Here is a 14,528-nt window from a genome sequence, read left to right on the forward strand (position 1 = left end):
CCACCGCCTTCGCTTTAACTTAAGAAGCCGTTCCTATATTGCTCTGAAGGAACTCTGTTGGTGGAAGCAAATATATGACGCATAACGACGGTGACCTGCCTGAGACGGACGAGCAGCAGGTTGAACAGAGAAGAGAAAGAACGCCGGTCTTCAATCTGCCCTCGGCACTTGTGGCGATACTGGCGTTCCTAATCCTCGTGCATGCGGTCTCCGCCTACGCGCTTTCCGACGATGCCTATGGCTGGTTTCTCTTCACATTCGGTTTCATCCCTGCGCGCTATGCCTATCCGCTTGCTGAACAGGGGCTCGAGTGGCTTTGGACACCCATCACATATTCTTTTCTCCACGGTGGCCTGGAGCATATTATCTTCAACGGATTATGGTTGATGGCCTTCGGCGCGCCGGTGCTGCGTCGTATCGGAACGGTGCGTTTTGCGCTGTTCTGGGGCATTTCGGCAGCTGTGTCCGCCTTCGGTCACACGGCGCTCAACTGGGCAAGCGTCACGGTGCTGATCGGCGCTTCGGGCGTCGTGTCCGCCCTGATGGGAGCCGCCTGCCGGTTTGCATTTCCTCAGCGTGGCCTTCGTTATGATCCTGCATACGGACACATGCTGCCTCGGCAGGGAATTTTAGAGGCCCTGACGAACCGCACAGTTCTCTTCTTCACGCTTATGTGGATGGTCGGAAATCTTCTGATCGCATTCGGCGTGCCGCTGGTCGGTGACATGGCGGGCGAGATTGCCTGGGACGCTCATGTGTTCGGATTCCTGTTTGGATTTCTGCTGTTCGGCCTGTTCGATCGCAAGATGGCTCGATAGGCGGAACTGCCTCAATCGATTGAAGTTTTATCTCCATCGAAATGATGTTGCTTTCCGTTTTTGGCAAGCGCACCATAACGACCATTGATTTGCTGGCGTTGCGGAGGAGCGCGATTCTGGCAATCCTGCGGTGATGGAATTGGAGGTACACATGCCGATATTTGTGAAAGAGATTCTCGATCTTAAGGGCCGTGAGGTTGTTACCGTGGCCCCTGACATGACGCTCTCCGATGCCGCCGTGACGCTCTATGAACACCGCATCGGTGCTGTCGTGGTGACTGAACCTACCGGCAAAATCCTGGGCATCTTTACCGAACGCGATCTCGTGCGAGCCGTGGCGGCCAAGGGTGCTGCGGCCTTGCAGACTGCGGTTTCGGACGTGATGACCAAGAACGTGACCCGATGCAACGAAGAATCGACCACGGATAATCTCATGGAAATCATGACCGGCGGCAGATTTCGTCACCTTCCCGTCGAGGCGAACGGGAGGCTTTCAGGGATCATCTCCATCGGTGACGTGGTAAAAGCGCGCATCGGCGAAATCGAAGCGGAAGCAGAGCACATCAAGGCTTATATTGCTGGCTGACATAGAAAGAGGGACGGCGGCATTTTGGACCGTCCCATTATGGCTTGTTTCTTTTCCATAAGAGAATGCACCAGCGCCTTAAGTCTGGAAGGCCTGCTGCATTCTTTGCAGTTCAGGAATTCGAGCTCTCGTTTCCTCGTAGCCTCGTTCGATGGCTTCGGCGGCTCTGTGAAACTCTGAAAGTCCGATCTGACTGATGCGCGGATGAAGCGTTAAATCCGGTGGATCTCCTGCAAGTCTGGAGCGGGAAATCCTATCCTGAATGATGTTGAAGGCCTGTACCATGACGCCTGGCAAGCCCATTTTGGACTGCATGTCCGTCTGTGTCTTTGCCGCGGCTTGATTGCTGGCGGCACCGGCAACGTGTTTCACGACGGCGGAACGTCCGAAGATATCGTAGTTGAGGTTCACCGCCACCACCAATGCCTGTTCGTATGCCCTGCATACGGAGACAGGTACGGGGTTGACGAGTGCGCCGTCGATCAACGTTCTGCCGTTGCAGCGAACCGGTTCGAAAATGCCCGGTAACGCGTAGGAGGAACGCAGAGCCGTGATGAGATCGCCCTGATGCACCCAGACTTCATGGCCGGTTTTCAGTTCCGTTGCCACTGCAATAAAGGGGTGGTCGAGATCCTCGATATTCAGGCCTTCCAGATGCTCCTGCATCCGCTTTGTCAGGCGCATGCCGCCGAACAAGCCGCCGCCGCCAATGGTAAGGTCCAGGAGACCTGCAATGCGGCGCATTGTCAGCGAGCGGGCGAAATCCTCCAGTTCATCCAGCTTGCCTGCCAGGTAACATCCGCCGACCAACGCACCGATGGACGTGCCTGCAATCATGCCGATCTTTACACCCGCCTCATCCAGCGCACGCAAAACGCCGATATGCGCCCAACCACGTGCGGCACCGCCGCCGAGCGCAAGCGCAATGCGGTTTGGTGGGAGGATGGGTTTTGGACCCAGCGGATTTGGCTCGATGTTTTCCAGCGTTGTTACTGCAGCCGGATTGTCGCGATTTATTCCCCACCCTAGCATTCAAGCACTCCTGGTATGAACTGCGAAGAGCCGTAAAATCCTCCGGGCTCTGTCACATATTCGTAGCAAAAGGCAAAGAAAGGGGAAAGATCGTCTTATTCGGAAGAGGATATTGAACCGTAGGTGGTGGCAGGATCGAAATGGCGCACATCATCGGTGATGGTCGTCAATGCTGCGCCGTTGTCTATGCTGACCGTGCGGTAGAAGCAGGAGCGGCGGCCCGTGTGGCAGGTCGCGTCGTGACCGGCAACGGAAACCTTGAGCCATACGGCGTCCTGATCGCAGTCGGTGCGAAATTCGACAACGGTTTGCAAATTGCCGGAGGTTTCGCCCTTCTTCCAGATTTTGTTGCGGGAGCGGCTGTAATAATGCGCAATGCCGGTTTCAAGCGTCAGTGCCAACGCCTCGGCGTTCATGTGCGCGACCATCAGCAGTTCGCCGTCCTTCGCATCCGTCGCGACAGCCGTCACCAGACCATGCGCATCGAATTTCGGTGAAAACAAACCAGCGTCTTCAAGCGCCTGCTTGTCGGCAGGCGCGGGCGGGAAGGTCGAGGACATGGAAACCTCTGGTGAAAAAGATACGGGACTGCCTTAGAAGCGATTGCGTACCATGGACATGAATCGTGCCTGTTCGGCGGGATCGGATTTGAACACGCCGGTGAAGGTGGTCGTCAGCGTGGTCGAGCCCTGCTTTTGAACGCCGCGCATGGACATGCACATATGCTCAGCGTCGATCATGACAGCCACGCCGCGCGGGCTCAGCTTGTCGTTGATGGCGTTGGCGATCTGTGCGGTCATGGTTTCCTGCGTTTGCAGGCGGCGACCGAAAATCTCGACGACGCGAGCAATCTTGGAAAGACCGAGGACGCGACCGTTCGGCAAATAGGCGACATGCGCCTTGCCGGAAATCGGCACCATGTGGTGTTCGCAATGGGAGTAGAAGGGAATATCGCGCACCAGAATAATGTCGTCGTAGCCGCCGACTTCTTCAAAGGTGGTTCCCAGCACATCGTTTGCATCCAGGCCGTAACCGGAAAACAGTTCGCGATAGGACTTTGCAACGCGCTTGGGCGTGTCGAGCAAGCCCTCGCGATTTGGGTTATCGCCTGCCCAACGGAGCAGAACGCGTACCGCATCTTCAGCTTCGGCTTGTGTCGGGCGAACGACGGCTGCGTCGTCCTGTGAGCCAGCGCCGGGGAAATTTTTCACGATTGCATCCATATCTTGCTCTCCCGGTGTGGTTAAAGGCCACACCTGAACTCGGGTTACAGCATCACGATTCAACGTGCTGTGCGTGCTATCTGGTCGCTTTCCGCTAGTTTGGCAAGTGTCACCCTAATTTTTCAGTGTCTAAGCGATTAAAATCGCACCACTTGATGACGATTGTGTTTCATAACATATAATAGTGACACTTCGCAGAAAAGTGTTGGCCAAAATGGCGCAGCCTTTGAAAAATCGATCCTGCGAAAATGGACGATCTTGATGGATGATATCTACAATAACCGTATCCTCGAATTTGCAGGCAACATCCCTTTGACGGGAGCGATGCCGGACGCGGATGCGAGCGCGCAAAAGCACTCGAAGCTCTGCGGCTCCAAGGTAAAGGTTTACATCAAGCTGCGTGATGGCGTGGTGACGGATTTTTCGCACGAGGTACGCGCCTGCGCCCTTGGGCAGGCCTCGTCCTCCATTATGGCGCATCATGTGACGGGCGCCAGCGTCGAAGAGGTTCGCAAGGCTCGTCAGGACATGCTGAATATGTTGACGTCGGGCGGCGAGGGCCCGGTCGGCAGATTTGAGGACATGCGGGTGCTGAAACCCGTGAAGGATTATAAGGCACGCCACGCCTCCACAATGCTGACATTCGAAGCCATCTGCGACTGTCTCGATCAGGTCGAGGCGAAGCAGCCAATCTCGGCCTGAGCCATGTGCGGAAAGCCTGACTGCAAGCAAGAGGGTCCTGCGGAGGCGATTACGCGTCGCTCCAGAAACTGGGCAGGGCCTTTTGCGAAAACGCCGGGGCGTTTGTTCGGCATGGGTTTCATCAGGCTTTACCAGTTGACGCTATCGGGCTTCATCGGAAATTCCTGCCGCCATATCCCAACCTGTTCGGAATACGGCTACGAGGCAATCGCCCGCCATGGGCTGTGGGCTGGCGGGTGGATGACGTTGTTTCGCGTCGCACGCTGCGGACCGGGAGGCACCAGCGGCCTTGATCCCGTGGTGGATGCACTACCTTCGCGGCAGAAATGGTATCTGCCATGGCGATACTTCCGCGCCTCATCTTCGCATTAAGCAAGAGCCTTTACGGTTTGGGTGAACGCGGTTAAAACGCCGCTCCAGTAAGTAATCACATACTTGCCTTTACATATGAAAACCACCCGCATTGGTTGGCGGGACTGGACAGGAGAATCACAGTGTCAGAAGTTTCCATTACATTCCCAGATGGCTCCGTTCGTCAGTATCCTGCGGGTACGACCGGGCGTGACGTCGCCGAATCCATTTCCAAGTCGCTTGCAAAGAAAGCCGTCGCGATTGCGCTGGATGGCGATTTGCGCGACCTTTCCGACACCATCACCGATGGCAAAATCGAGATAGTCACCCGCGATGACAGAAGAGCGCTGGAACTGATCCGCCACGACGCTGCTCACGTCATGGCCGAGGCCGTGCAGGAATTGTGGCCCGGCACGCAGGTGACGATCGGTCCTGTCATCGAAAACGGGTTCTACTACGACTTCGCCAAGAACGAGCCTTTCACGCCCGAAGATCTGCCAAAGATCGAGAAGAAGATGAAGGAGATCATCGGTCGCGCAAAGCCGTTCACTCGCGAGATCTGGTCTCGTGAGAAGGCGAAGGAAGTGTTCGCTGCCAAGGGTGAGCAATACAAGGTAGAACTCGTGGATGCGATCCCCGAGGGGCAGGACCTCAAGATTTATTATCAGGGCGACTGGTTCGACCTTTGCCGCGGCCCGCATATGGCCAACACTGGACAGATCGGCACGGCTTTCAAGCTCATGAAGGTGGCCGGTGCCTATTGGCGTGGCGATAGCAACAACCCGATGCTGACCCGCATCTACGGCACGGCATGGGCCACGCAGGAAGAGCTGGATCAGTATCTCCATATTCTGGCCGAAGCCGAAAAGCGCGATCACCGCAAGCTGGGCCGTGAGATGGACCTGTTCCATTTTCAGGAAGAAGGTCCGGGCGTGGTGTTCTGGCACGGCAAGGGCTGGCGCATGTTCCAGACTTTGACCGCCTATATGCGCCGCAATCTCGAAGGCACCTATCAGGAAGTCAACGCGCCGCAGGTGCTGGATGCTTCGCTGTGGGAAACTTCCGGTCACTGGGGCTGGTATCAGGAAAACATGTTTGCCGTGAAATCGGCTTACGCCTTCACACACCCGAAGGATGAAGAAGCGGACAACCGAGTCTTCGCGCTGAAGCCGATGAACTGCCCCGGTCACGTTCAAATCTTCAAGCATGGGTTGAAGTCTTATCGGGAATTACCTGTTCGCCTTGCGGAATTCGGCAACGTCCACCGCTACGAAGCGTCTGGCGCCTTGCATGGCCTGATGCGCGTACGCGGCTTTACGCAGGATGACGCGCATGTGTTCTGCACGGAAGATCAGATGGCGGCGGAGTGCCTGCGGATCAACGACCTGATCCTGTCGGTCTACAAGGACTTCGGCTTCGAAGAAATCGTCGTAAAGCTCTCCACACGCCCTGAAAAGCGTGTTGGCTCGGATGAAGTTTGGGATCGCGCCGAAAGCGTTATGACCGACGTGCTGAAATCCATTGAGGCGCAGTCCGAGGGTCGTATCAAGACCGACATTCTGCCGGGCGAGGGTGCATTCTACGGCCCTAAGTTCGAATACACGCTGAAGGATGCCATTGGCCGTGAATGGCAATGTGGCACGACGCAGGTGGACTTCAACCTGCCGGAACGCTTCGGTGCTTTCTACATCGATCAGGCGTCCGAAAAGCGCCAGCCGGTGATGATCCACCGCGCCATCTGCGGCTCGATGGAGCGCTTCCTTGGCATTCTGATCGAAAACTTCGCCGGTCACATGCCGCTGTGGTTTGCGCCTCAGCAGGTTGTCGTTGCGACGATCACCTCGGATGCCGACGATTACGGTCGTGAAGTTGCCGAGGCTCTGCGCGATGCCGGTCTTTCCGTGGAAACCGATTTCCGCAACGAGAAGATCAACTACAAGATCCGTGAGCATTCGGTCACGAAGGTCCCGGTGATCATCGTTTGCGGTAAGAAGGAAGCGGAAGAGCGCACCGTCAACATTCGCCGCCTCGGCTCGCAGGCGCAGACGCCCTACGCGCTTGATGAGGCAATCGCCAATCTGGTGGACGAAGCAACGCCGCCGGATGTGAAGCGCAAGCGTGCTGCAAAAGCAGCCAAAGCGGCCTGATCAAATGACAACGGCGCCCTCGGGCGCCGTTTCTTTTTGTGAGTTGTCGCGGCTTTGTCGTTTATGAAGAAACAGCTTCACGTACCGCGATTTCCGCCATGGCAAGTGCTGCCTCGCGGGTCTTTGCAGCGGCGATGAAGCGTCCGTTGTGGCAGAAAGTTGCGCCCTCAACGCCGCTTGCTTTCTCCAGATCGCCATTCGTCAGTCCGGCCCATGCCGCGGGCAGGTCGGCGCGAAGTTCAAAGCCCTCGTCTGCGCAGCGGATGCCGGTGACACACCAGTCCTTGTCGCGTGGATGAACCACGAAAAGCAGGTGATCCGCACCGGCCTTGATGATGGCAGGGCGGAACGGCATGCCGAGGGAAAGCTCAAGCACGCGGCTTTCTCCAGCCTGTTCTATCGCTTTCATCACAAGGCCTTCAGCACGCAGCTTTGCAGCTTTCTTTTCGATGGATGCCTCAACGAAGGCCCGCGCAATGGCAAGCGCTCCGTCGAAAGCCTTGTCGTCTGCTCCCGGCTCACGATTGTCGAAGGTGGGCTTAAGTGTCTCGAGAAGCGAGGGCAGGGTGAGGCCAGCAAGCTGGCCGGCTGTTGCCGGGCTTAGTGCGCCGTTGTCGACAAGGTCGATTGGCAGCACGAAACTATTGTCGAAAGAGGAATGAACGTCTTCGACGTGATGAGCGGGAATGCCGTAAGCCAGCAGATATTCCCGACCGAAATGCTTCCAGACGAGGCCGAAGGAGCTGAAAGGCTGGCCATTCTCACGCAGGGGCGCGCCGCGCTGGTGGTGATCGAATATCCGCCATTCGGCGTCATAGGCACCACCAACATCATAGATTATGCGGTCTTCGGCGGGGGTAATCCACCCTGGCGCGCGGCTGCGCACGATACGCGCCTGTGGGTAAAGTCTGGTCAGGATGACGCTGGAAAGCAGTTCATCGGCATGAAAGCCACCGGAATGGGTGACGAGGAATTCCACCGTCATGCAGCATAAGCCCTTTATTGAGGATGATCTTTGCTGCGGACCTACCCGTTATTTTGCAGTGCGGCAACCGGCTGACTATTCGATTGCCGTGATTTCGAGTTCCTTGCCGCTGACTGTCACCACATCGCCTACGGCCTTGCCGTTGAGCGCGCGGGCGACCGGAGAGACGTAGGATATGGAACCGGTCTTCGGATCTGCTTCGTCTTCTCCTACAATGCGGTAGGCCTGAACGCGACCATCATCACGTGTGAATGTGACCTTGCTTCCAAAGGCAACGACGTCCGTCGCTTGCGGTGCGGGGATGACCTGGGCGGTGCGAAGACGCTCCGCGAGATAGCGGATATCGCGCAGATGGGGCGAGATCTGCCTTCTGCGCTCGTTTACGTCATCAACGGCATTGGCGATTTCATGCGCTGCACGCGCCGCCTTGAGCTGTTCTTCAAGGAGTTTCAGTCCCTGTTCGGTGACGAGGTTTGGGTGCTCGGAAATAGGGCGATCGGGCAGTTGCGTTTCCGCTGCAGTCTCCGCACTCTCTTCCTTCACAAATGCGACGCTCACGGTGAAACTCCATAAAAATACTCATCCACCATATGGAGATTGCGAACCTTATTGGCAAGCTGCGGGCAAGGGCTACTCGTGGCGCAACGCCTCAATCGGGCTTAGGCTTGCGGCGCGTCTAGCAGGGAAGTAACCGAAGACGACACCGATAGCCGCCGAGAAGCCAAATGCAATCGCGATGATGGATGGGCTGGTAACAAAAGGGACGCCAAGGAAGCTGACCACCGCATAAGCGAGCCCAAGACCCGTGAGAATGCCGGCTATTCCGCCGAATGCAGAAAGCATGACAGCTTCTACCAGAAACTGGGTCAGCACCTGTTTTTCCAGCGCGCCGATTGCCAGACGAATGCCGATCTCGCGGGTTCGCTCAGTCACGGAAACGAGCATGATGTTCATGATGCCGATGCCGCCGACGAGCAGGCTGACGGCTGCGACGGCGCCGAGCAGGCCCGTGAGCAGCGTCGTGGTCCCCGTCATGGCAGAAGCAATCTGCGTCATGTCGTTGACGGTGAAGTCATCATCACGCCCCAGCGCGATACGTCGGCGTTCCCGCAGCAGGTTTTCAAGGTCCGATTGAACCTTGGTGGTTGATACGCCGTCCTGCGCGGAGACCATGATGGATGAGATGGTGGTGGTGCCGCCGATTCTGCGTTGGTGGATTTTCAGCGGCATGATGATCGTATCGTCCTGATCGTCACCCATGCCGGACTGGCCCTTGCGCACCAGAACCGCAATGACCGGGCAGGAGATGTTGCTGACACGGATTGTCTGCCCCACCGGATTTGATGCGCCGAAAAGCTCCTGCCTTACGGTTTCACCGATGATGCAGCCAATTTGACCGCCACGATCTTCCGCGGGCTGGAATTCACGGCCGAGCGCAATCGTCCAGTCCTGTGCGATGAGATAATCGTTTGACGTTCCCACTACACTGGTCTGGTGGTTTCGCCCACCATAGATGACGGTTGCAGCGGAAGATCTGTTTAACGGGGCAACAGCGCGGACGCCGCTGATCTGGTCCTTGATTGCCTGCACATCCCGGTCGGTAAAGCGCTTGGCGTCCACGCTTGCGCGGCCGGGACCGAACTGGCCGGGCCGCACGAAAAGCATGTTCGTGCCTAGCCTGGAAAGTTCAGCCTTCACACGCTCTGTCGTGCCATTGCCGATTGTCACCATGGCAATGACGGCAGCCACACCGATGACGACGCCTAGCACGGTGAGAAACGAGCGAAGCATGTTGCGGCTGATGGCCCGCATGGCAAGGCGGCTTGTTTCAAAAAACACCGGACGTCTCCTTCTCTTGCTCTGCCAGACTGTCGGAGGCAAGATGCCCGTCCACAAAGCGGAGCAGGCGGTTGGCGTGCGCGGCGATATCTTCCTCATGCGTCACCATGACGACGGTGATGCCCTTGTCGCGGTTGAGCGAGGTTATGAGGTCCATGATTTCGACGCTGGTCTTTGTATCGAGGTTACCGGTTGGTTCGTCCGCCAGAAGCAATGCCGGTTTGGTGACGATGGCGCGAGCGATGGCGACACGCTGCTGCTGCCCGCCTGACAACGCCTGTGTTGTGTGATGTTCGCGTCCGGTCAGCCCCACCTGCGCCAGTGCGTCCATGGCGCGCGCACGTCTCTCGGCGGATTTCATACCTCGATAGATGAGAGGCAGTTCCACATTCTCTACGGCCGAGGTGCGTGAAAGCAGGTTGAATCCCTGAAAGACGAAGCCCAGCATGTGTCGCCGCAGAAGCGTCAGGTGCTCATTATCGAAGCCACTGGTCGGCACGCCCTGAAAGAGATACTCACCTGCCGTCGGCGTATCGAGACAACCGATGATATTCATGGACGTGGATTTGCCGGAGCCGGATGGCCCCATGATCGCGACGAACTCGCCTTCATGGATCGACAGGCTTACGCTGTCCAGCGCGCGGATCGTCGCTTCGCCTTTGCCGTATTGTTTCACGACCTCGCGAAACTCGATGAGAGGAGTGGCGGTCATGACATCGCGCCTCATCCACTACGTTGCTGAGCATCGGTGATGACGAGATCGCCAGACTTCAGATCATTCGATTTGACGGCGGTGAATTGTCCATCGGTCGATCCGGTTTCGATCTGAATGCTGACGGGGATGTTGTTTCTCAAAACCCAGATCGTGCGTTTACCATCGGTCGCCTGTTCTGTTCCACCACCGCCTCGCGGGCGGTTCATGCGGGGAGGGCGGAACAAGGCCCCAAGGCCACCGCCGCGAGACGCACTTTCGCGTGGCGGGGAGTAACGCAAAGCGGCATTGGGAACGAGAAGTGCGTCCTTCACATGCTCCACCACGATGTTCGACGTGGCGGTCATGCCAGGTCGCAGCAACAGTTCGGCGTTGTCGACGGTAAGAATACCCTTGTAGGTGACGACATTGGAAACCGTTTCGGATGCGAAGCGCACGCCTTCGATTTCCGCCGGAAAGCTGCGTTCAGGATAGGCATCCACGTTGAAGGTTGCCGTTTGTCCCACCTCGACCTTGCCGACATCCGCCTCGTCGATGGAGACCTGAAGCTCCATTTTTCGCAGATCGCCAGCGATGGTGAACAGCACCGGCGCGTTAAGCGAGGAGGCGACCGTTGCGCCCGGATCGACGCTTCGCGTGAGAATCACGCCATCTATGGGGGAAACGATCTTGGCCTTGCCGAGATTAACCTCGGCAAGCCGCAGGTCGGCCTCGGAAGAAAGAACCGTCGCTTCATTGACATCCAGCGTTGCCGCCGCTGCATCATAAGCGAATTGCGCGGCATCGAGGTCTTGCTGGCTGGACACTCGATTCTGGACGAGCGACTTCAATCGCTCCAAGGAAGTACGGGCGGAACCAAGGTCCGCCTTTGCTTTCAGGACGTTCGCTTTCGCAGAAGCAAGCTTCGCGCGGGCGCTCTGAACATCGGCCTCGAGCTTGTTGGTATCAAGTTCGGCAAGAACGTCGCCCGCCTTTACGGTGGAATTATACGTTACGTTGACCTTGCGAACTGTGCCGGAAAGCTCGCTTGAGATATCCACCTGATCGGTAGGCTGCACGGAGCCGGTGGAGGTAACGATCACCGAAAGATCGCCCTGCTTTGCAGATTCAGTCGTATACACGTAGGCGATCCGAGAGCCTGCAAAAGCGAAATAGTAGATGCCGATCGCTGCTGCCACGACCAAAAACGCCGCCGTATAGACCCATCGGCGGGATTTCTTTCTGCCGGAATTTGCCGAAACAAGAATTTCTCCAAGGTCGGGCTTTTGAGAAGGAGTGCTATTTTTCTGCACGGACTTATCGGCGTCGTTCATTCCTGGTACCTGTTGATGCCGCTCTATCCGGCTCCTCCGGCCTATTCCGTAAAATTGTGTTGGCAGGCCTTGCTAATGTTCAACCCCGCTTCGCACAGCTTCGTTGCATGCGGAAGTGAAAACTTCGTAATGTTGGCGTGCGCAGGTTGCGGCGCGTATCTGTGGAAAAAAGAGGGCTCGCGAAAAAAACAAACAGAAAGGTGATTTTACCTGTTGCAGGGTCCGCACGAACTATGTATTACCCGCCTCACGACATCGGCGGAGTGTAGCGCAGTCTGGTAGCGCATCTGGTTTGGGACCAGAGGGTCGGGAGTTCGAATCTCTCCACTCCGACCATTTAAAGTCATCTATTTGCAATGACTTTCGTGATTTCCCTAATAAATTGGTTCGGGTTTAAAATAGTGTCTGTGGGCGCAGCTGGTGCCGCGCCTCATGCTACATATTGAAAATATGCCCAGGCACCGACAAAGAATGCAACGATCCCCAAAACTGTAAGAAATTTGCGCAAACCGGGGCGAGGTTGTTTCTGCCGCTTTGGTGGTTCTGGCTTACGGAATTTGATGACATTTTCGTTCATTTTAGGCCTCTTATGATATTTCGAGATAGAATACGGTTCGCTTGATGGGTTCAAGAGTGCGCGGTGCTTTTTCTTTTGGCAGGCCGCGGCATCTTTCCATATTGGTGGATTTTCTCTTTTCAGCGAATGGCTTAAATTCTGTTGGAGTACTATCCATTACAAAACCGCTTCGCAGTTGCTTGAAATGCTCTATCGGCGGCTTATCGACTTGACTTGGAAGTGGAGTCGGTCCAAGTGAATTTTGGCTGCCGTGCGTAATAAATCGGTTACGGGTGGTGGCTTAGAAAGAGCGAAGTCTCGCTTGATCGGAAGACGGAGCAGTTGAAATGTCGGCAAAAATCTATCGTCCAGCAAAGACGGCTATGCAGTCTGGTCAGGCCAAGACCAATGTCTGGGTTCTGGAGTTCGATGCTGAGGTTCCCCGTAAGATCGACCCGATCATGGGCTATACGTCTTCGTCGGACATGAAGCAGCAGCTGAAGCTCAACTTCGATACGCAGGAGCAAGCGGAAGCCTACGCGCAACGCAAAGGCATCGAATACCGCGTCATTCTACCCAAGGAAGCAACCCGCAAGGTCGTCTCTTACACGGACAATTTCCGCTATTCGCGCACGCAGCCTTGGACTCACTAATCTGATTTTCGACGCCTTCGCGGGCGTCATCAAGGCCCCTTAGCTCAACTGGATAGAGCAACTGCCTTCTAAGCAGTAGGTCGCAGGTTCGAGTCCTGCAGGGGTCGCCACTAACTTTTATCCAGAACGAAATGTTGGTTTAACGCTGGTCTCTCAGACTTACAGCCTGCTGCTCTCAGCTTTTTTATCTTATTGATCGCGATTGCATCTCGTCTTTTTGCGCACAATCCTTATTTCTGATGCGCGAATAAATGAAGGAGATTGCATGAACGACCGATGTGGCCCGTATGTACAAATGGGTATCCTCGCGGAGCGTATGGCTGCGATGTACCAGATGGATAAGAACCTTGAGTTGGCACCCCATCTTTTGCATTACATGGACGAAGTCGATGTCAATATTGCTTCCGATAGCTTTGACCATGTCGGCTTCATGACCAAAATCCGCGACCGCGTTGAATCGGGCGTTCTAAAAGCTACTGAATCTCGCCGCCGTGATTTTCTGCGGGCCGTCTCTGGCGCGCTCATGGAGCGTATCGGACGGGACGCTATTGATTTGGCTCGGGAGAGTTGATGATTTCAGCGGTCGATGGAAGTTGGGTGAACTGCCGTCTGTAGAATATAAACCCGCACTGTAATTCCGTGCGGGTCGAGTTCATAAATTCTACTTCTTTTCATTTTTTGCGTTTTTAGGATCCGTGGAGAACGAGATTCCGCAACTCTTCCTGCGTGACGCATCCTCGATAGCTTGCATCTCTCCTTTCAGACGAGCGACTTCGGCGGCAGACGCTCCGTCTCCATTGTTGAAAAAGAGAGCAGGCCAGAACAAAACGATGCCGACTGTTGTGATTGCAGCATCTTGCCCCGCTTTTTTGTCTTGAACTCCAGATGCGGCAATGGCTCTGCTAGATACCGCCTTTGCTTCTTCCGCGAGTTGGCTGCAAGAGAGATGAGTGTAGAGCGTAGGAGATACGTATGTCGCCGCGATCTTGTCGGCTTTCGACGCGCACGAAACTGCCGCCACGGCGATTACGCCGATGGTAATGATATTTTTCATGATTTACCCCCGATTAACTTAAGCAATCAAGCATAAGTACAATCCAGAGTCGATTGCAGACTTACTAAAATTGTTTTCATCAGCATTTAAGCTGTGAAAACATTTTGAACTTCACCAAGCAACAAAACTATTTGAGCTCAGCCTTGATCCTCTCCGCATACTCTTTCAACACTTCTGTATCCGCCATCGCGCCACTATGCGGCTTCAGCGGTTCGCCTTCCTTGCGGGGGACGATGTGGAAGTGGAGGTGGAAGACGGTTTGGCCGGCGGCGGGTTCGTTGAACTGGGCAATATAGACGCCATCTGCTTCGAAGGCTTCCTTTGCGGCGATGGCGAGCTTTTGGACGACTGGGATTGTTTTTGCCAAGACTTCCGGATCGGCATCCAGAAGGTTGCGGGAGCCGGTTTTGGGGATGACGAGCAGGTGGCCAGGGGCTTGGGGCATGACGTCCATGAAGGCCAGCGTGTGATCGTCTTCGTATACCTTCACGGAGGGGATTTCGCCGCGCAGGATTTTTGCGAAGATGTTGTTGGTGTCATAGGTCGTCATGATGTCT

The 14,528-nt window shown here is 55.8% G+C and carries 18 protein-coding genes and 2 tRNA genes; 9 read left to right on the top strand and 11 right to left on the bottom strand.

Going from position 1 to position 14,528, the window contains the following annotated elements:
* Nucleotides 1-74 precede the first annotated feature (74 nt).
* Nucleotides 75-818 (top strand): rhomboid family intramembrane serine protease, encoded by a 744-nt coding sequence (locus G6L28_RS07380; RefSeq protein ID WP_174063142.1) that lies wholly within the window; start codon nucleotides 75-77, stop codon nucleotides 816-818.
* A gap of 151 nt (nucleotides 819-969) precedes the next feature.
* Nucleotides 970-1,404, top strand: a complete 435-nt coding sequence (locus G6L28_RS07385; RefSeq protein ID WP_174063143.1) for a CBS domain-containing protein — start codon at nucleotides 970-972, stop codon at nucleotides 1,402-1,404.
* Nucleotides 1,405-1,482: 78 nt separating this feature from the next.
* On the opposite strand, the gene G6L28_RS07390 is transcribed toward G6L28_RS07385, so the two are convergent.
* From G6L28_RS07390 to folE, 3 genes are all read right to left on the bottom strand, one after another.
* Nucleotides 1,483-2,436, bottom strand: a complete 954-nt coding sequence (locus G6L28_RS07390) for a patatin-like phospholipase family protein (RefSeq protein ID WP_174063144.1) — start codon at nucleotides 2,434-2,436, stop codon at nucleotides 1,483-1,485.
* Nucleotides 2,437-2,531: 95 nt separating this feature from the next.
* On the bottom strand, nucleotides 2,532-2,996 hold the full coding sequence (hisI, locus tag G6L28_RS07395) for a phosphoribosyl-AMP cyclohydrolase (RefSeq protein WP_174063145.1): 465 nt from the start codon (nucleotides 2,994-2,996) through the stop codon (nucleotides 2,532-2,534).
* Between the two features lie 33 nt (nucleotides 2,997-3,029).
* On the bottom strand, nucleotides 3,030-3,659 hold the full coding sequence (folE, locus tag G6L28_RS07400) for a GTP cyclohydrolase I FolE (RefSeq protein ID WP_174063146.1): 630 nt from the start codon (nucleotides 3,657-3,659) through the stop codon (nucleotides 3,030-3,032).
* A gap of 261 nt (nucleotides 3,660-3,920) precedes the next feature.
* Here folE and G6L28_RS07405 point away from each other — a divergent pair, with 261 nt between their 5' ends.
* The 3 genes from G6L28_RS07405 (at nucleotide 3,921) to thrS (ending at nucleotide 6,859) form a co-directional block, all read left to right on the top strand.
* Nucleotides 3,921-4,361 (top strand): iron-sulfur cluster assembly scaffold protein, encoded by a 441-nt coding sequence (locus G6L28_RS07405; protein ID WP_174063147.1) that lies wholly within the window; start codon nucleotides 3,921-3,923, stop codon nucleotides 4,359-4,361.
* A gap of 3 nt (nucleotides 4,362-4,364) precedes the next feature.
* Entirely contained in the window at nucleotides 4,365-4,733 is a 369-nt protein-coding gene (yidD, locus tag G6L28_RS07410) for a membrane protein insertion efficiency factor YidD (protein ID WP_174063148.1), read from the top strand.
* Nucleotides 4,734-4,855: 122 nt separating this feature from the next.
* Entirely contained in the window at nucleotides 4,856-6,859 is a 2,004-nt protein-coding gene (gene thrS / locus G6L28_RS07415; RefSeq protein WP_174063149.1) for a threonine--tRNA ligase, read from the top strand.
* 61 nt (nucleotides 6,860-6,920) lie between these two features.
* On the opposite strand, the gene G6L28_RS07420 is transcribed toward thrS, so the two are convergent.
* The 5 genes from G6L28_RS07420 to G6L28_RS07440 all read right to left on the bottom strand — a co-directional run bounded on the left by G6L28_RS07420 (nucleotide 6,921) and on the right by G6L28_RS07440 (nucleotide 11,708).
* A complete protein-coding gene (locus G6L28_RS07420) occupies nucleotides 6,921-7,844 on the bottom strand; it encodes an MYG1 family protein (protein ID WP_174063150.1) in 924 nt (307 codons plus the stop codon).
* Nucleotides 7,845-7,919: 75 nt separating this feature from the next.
* On the bottom strand, nucleotides 7,920-8,402 hold the full coding sequence (gene greA, locus G6L28_RS07425) for a transcription elongation factor GreA (protein ID WP_174063151.1): 483 nt from the start codon (nucleotides 8,400-8,402) through the stop codon (nucleotides 7,920-7,922).
* A gap of 72 nt (nucleotides 8,403-8,474) precedes the next feature.
* Complete coding sequence (locus G6L28_RS07430; RefSeq protein ID WP_174063152.1) at nucleotides 8,475-9,683, bottom strand: ABC transporter permease; 1,209 nt, start codon at nucleotides 9,681-9,683, stop codon at nucleotides 8,475-8,477.
* On the bottom strand, nucleotides 9,673-10,395 hold the full coding sequence (locus tag G6L28_RS07435) for an ABC transporter ATP-binding protein (RefSeq protein WP_174063153.1): 723 nt from the start codon (nucleotides 10,393-10,395) through the stop codon (nucleotides 9,673-9,675). The genes G6L28_RS07430 and G6L28_RS07435 overlap by 11 nt, the downstream gene beginning before the upstream one ends.
* A gap of 11 nt (nucleotides 10,396-10,406) precedes the next feature.
* The gene (locus tag G6L28_RS07440) at nucleotides 10,407-11,708 is read right to left on the bottom strand and encodes an efflux RND transporter periplasmic adaptor subunit (RefSeq protein ID WP_174063154.1); all 1,302 of its coding nucleotides are present in this window, start codon (nucleotides 11,706-11,708) and stop codon (nucleotides 10,407-10,409) included.
* 259 nt (nucleotides 11,709-11,967) lie between these two features.
* On the opposite strand from G6L28_RS07440, the gene G6L28_RS07445 reads away from it, so the two are divergent.
* A tRNA-Pro gene (locus G6L28_RS07445) sits at nucleotides 11,968-12,044 on the top strand.
* A gap of 94 nt (nucleotides 12,045-12,138) precedes the next feature.
* Here the strand turns inward: G6L28_RS07445 and G6L28_RS07450 are convergent.
* Nucleotides 12,139-12,285 carry a hypothetical protein gene (locus G6L28_RS07450; protein WP_174063155.1) on the bottom strand — a complete coding sequence of 49 codons (147 nt, stop codon included), beginning with the start codon at nucleotides 12,283-12,285 and terminating at the stop codon, nucleotides 12,139-12,141.
* A 326-nt stretch (nucleotides 12,286-12,611) separates the two neighbouring features.
* Here G6L28_RS07450 and G6L28_RS07455 point away from each other — a divergent pair, with 326 nt between their 5' ends.
* The 3 genes from G6L28_RS07455 to G6L28_RS07465 all read left to right on the top strand — a co-directional run bounded on the left by G6L28_RS07455 (nucleotide 12,612) and on the right by G6L28_RS07465 (nucleotide 13,488).
* Nucleotides 12,612-12,917, top strand: coding sequence for an ETC complex I subunit (locus G6L28_RS07455; RefSeq protein ID WP_174063156.1), 306 nt, complete (start codon nucleotides 12,612-12,614; stop codon nucleotides 12,915-12,917).
* A gap of 33 nt (nucleotides 12,918-12,950) precedes the next feature.
* A tRNA-Arg gene (locus tag G6L28_RS07460) sits at nucleotides 12,951-13,027 on the top strand.
* A gap of 155 nt (nucleotides 13,028-13,182) precedes the next feature.
* Nucleotides 13,183-13,488 carry a hypothetical protein gene (locus tag G6L28_RS07465; RefSeq protein ID WP_174063157.1) on the top strand — a complete coding sequence of 102 codons (306 nt, stop codon included), beginning with the start codon at nucleotides 13,183-13,185 and terminating at the stop codon, nucleotides 13,486-13,488.
* 90 nt (nucleotides 13,489-13,578) lie between these two features.
* Here G6L28_RS07465 and G6L28_RS07470 read toward each other — a convergent pair whose 3' ends face one another.
* Together G6L28_RS07470 and G6L28_RS07475 are read right to left on the bottom strand one after the other, a co-directional pair.
* On the bottom strand, nucleotides 13,579-13,971 hold the full coding sequence (locus G6L28_RS07470; RefSeq protein WP_174063158.1) for a hypothetical protein: 393 nt from the start codon (nucleotides 13,969-13,971) through the stop codon (nucleotides 13,579-13,581).
* A gap of 127 nt (nucleotides 13,972-14,098) precedes the next feature.
* Nucleotides 14,099-14,521: an HIT family protein gene (locus G6L28_RS07475; RefSeq protein WP_174063159.1), complete on the bottom strand. Its 423-nt coding sequence runs from the start codon at nucleotides 14,519-14,521 to the stop codon at nucleotides 14,099-14,101.
* Between the last annotated feature and the right edge of the window lie 7 nt (nucleotides 14,522-14,528).

The sequence above is a fragment of the Agrobacterium larrymoorei genome (assembly GCF_013322225.1).
GTDB classification, from domain to species: domain Bacteria; phylum Pseudomonadota; class Alphaproteobacteria; order Rhizobiales; family Rhizobiaceae; genus Agrobacterium; species Agrobacterium larrymoorei_A.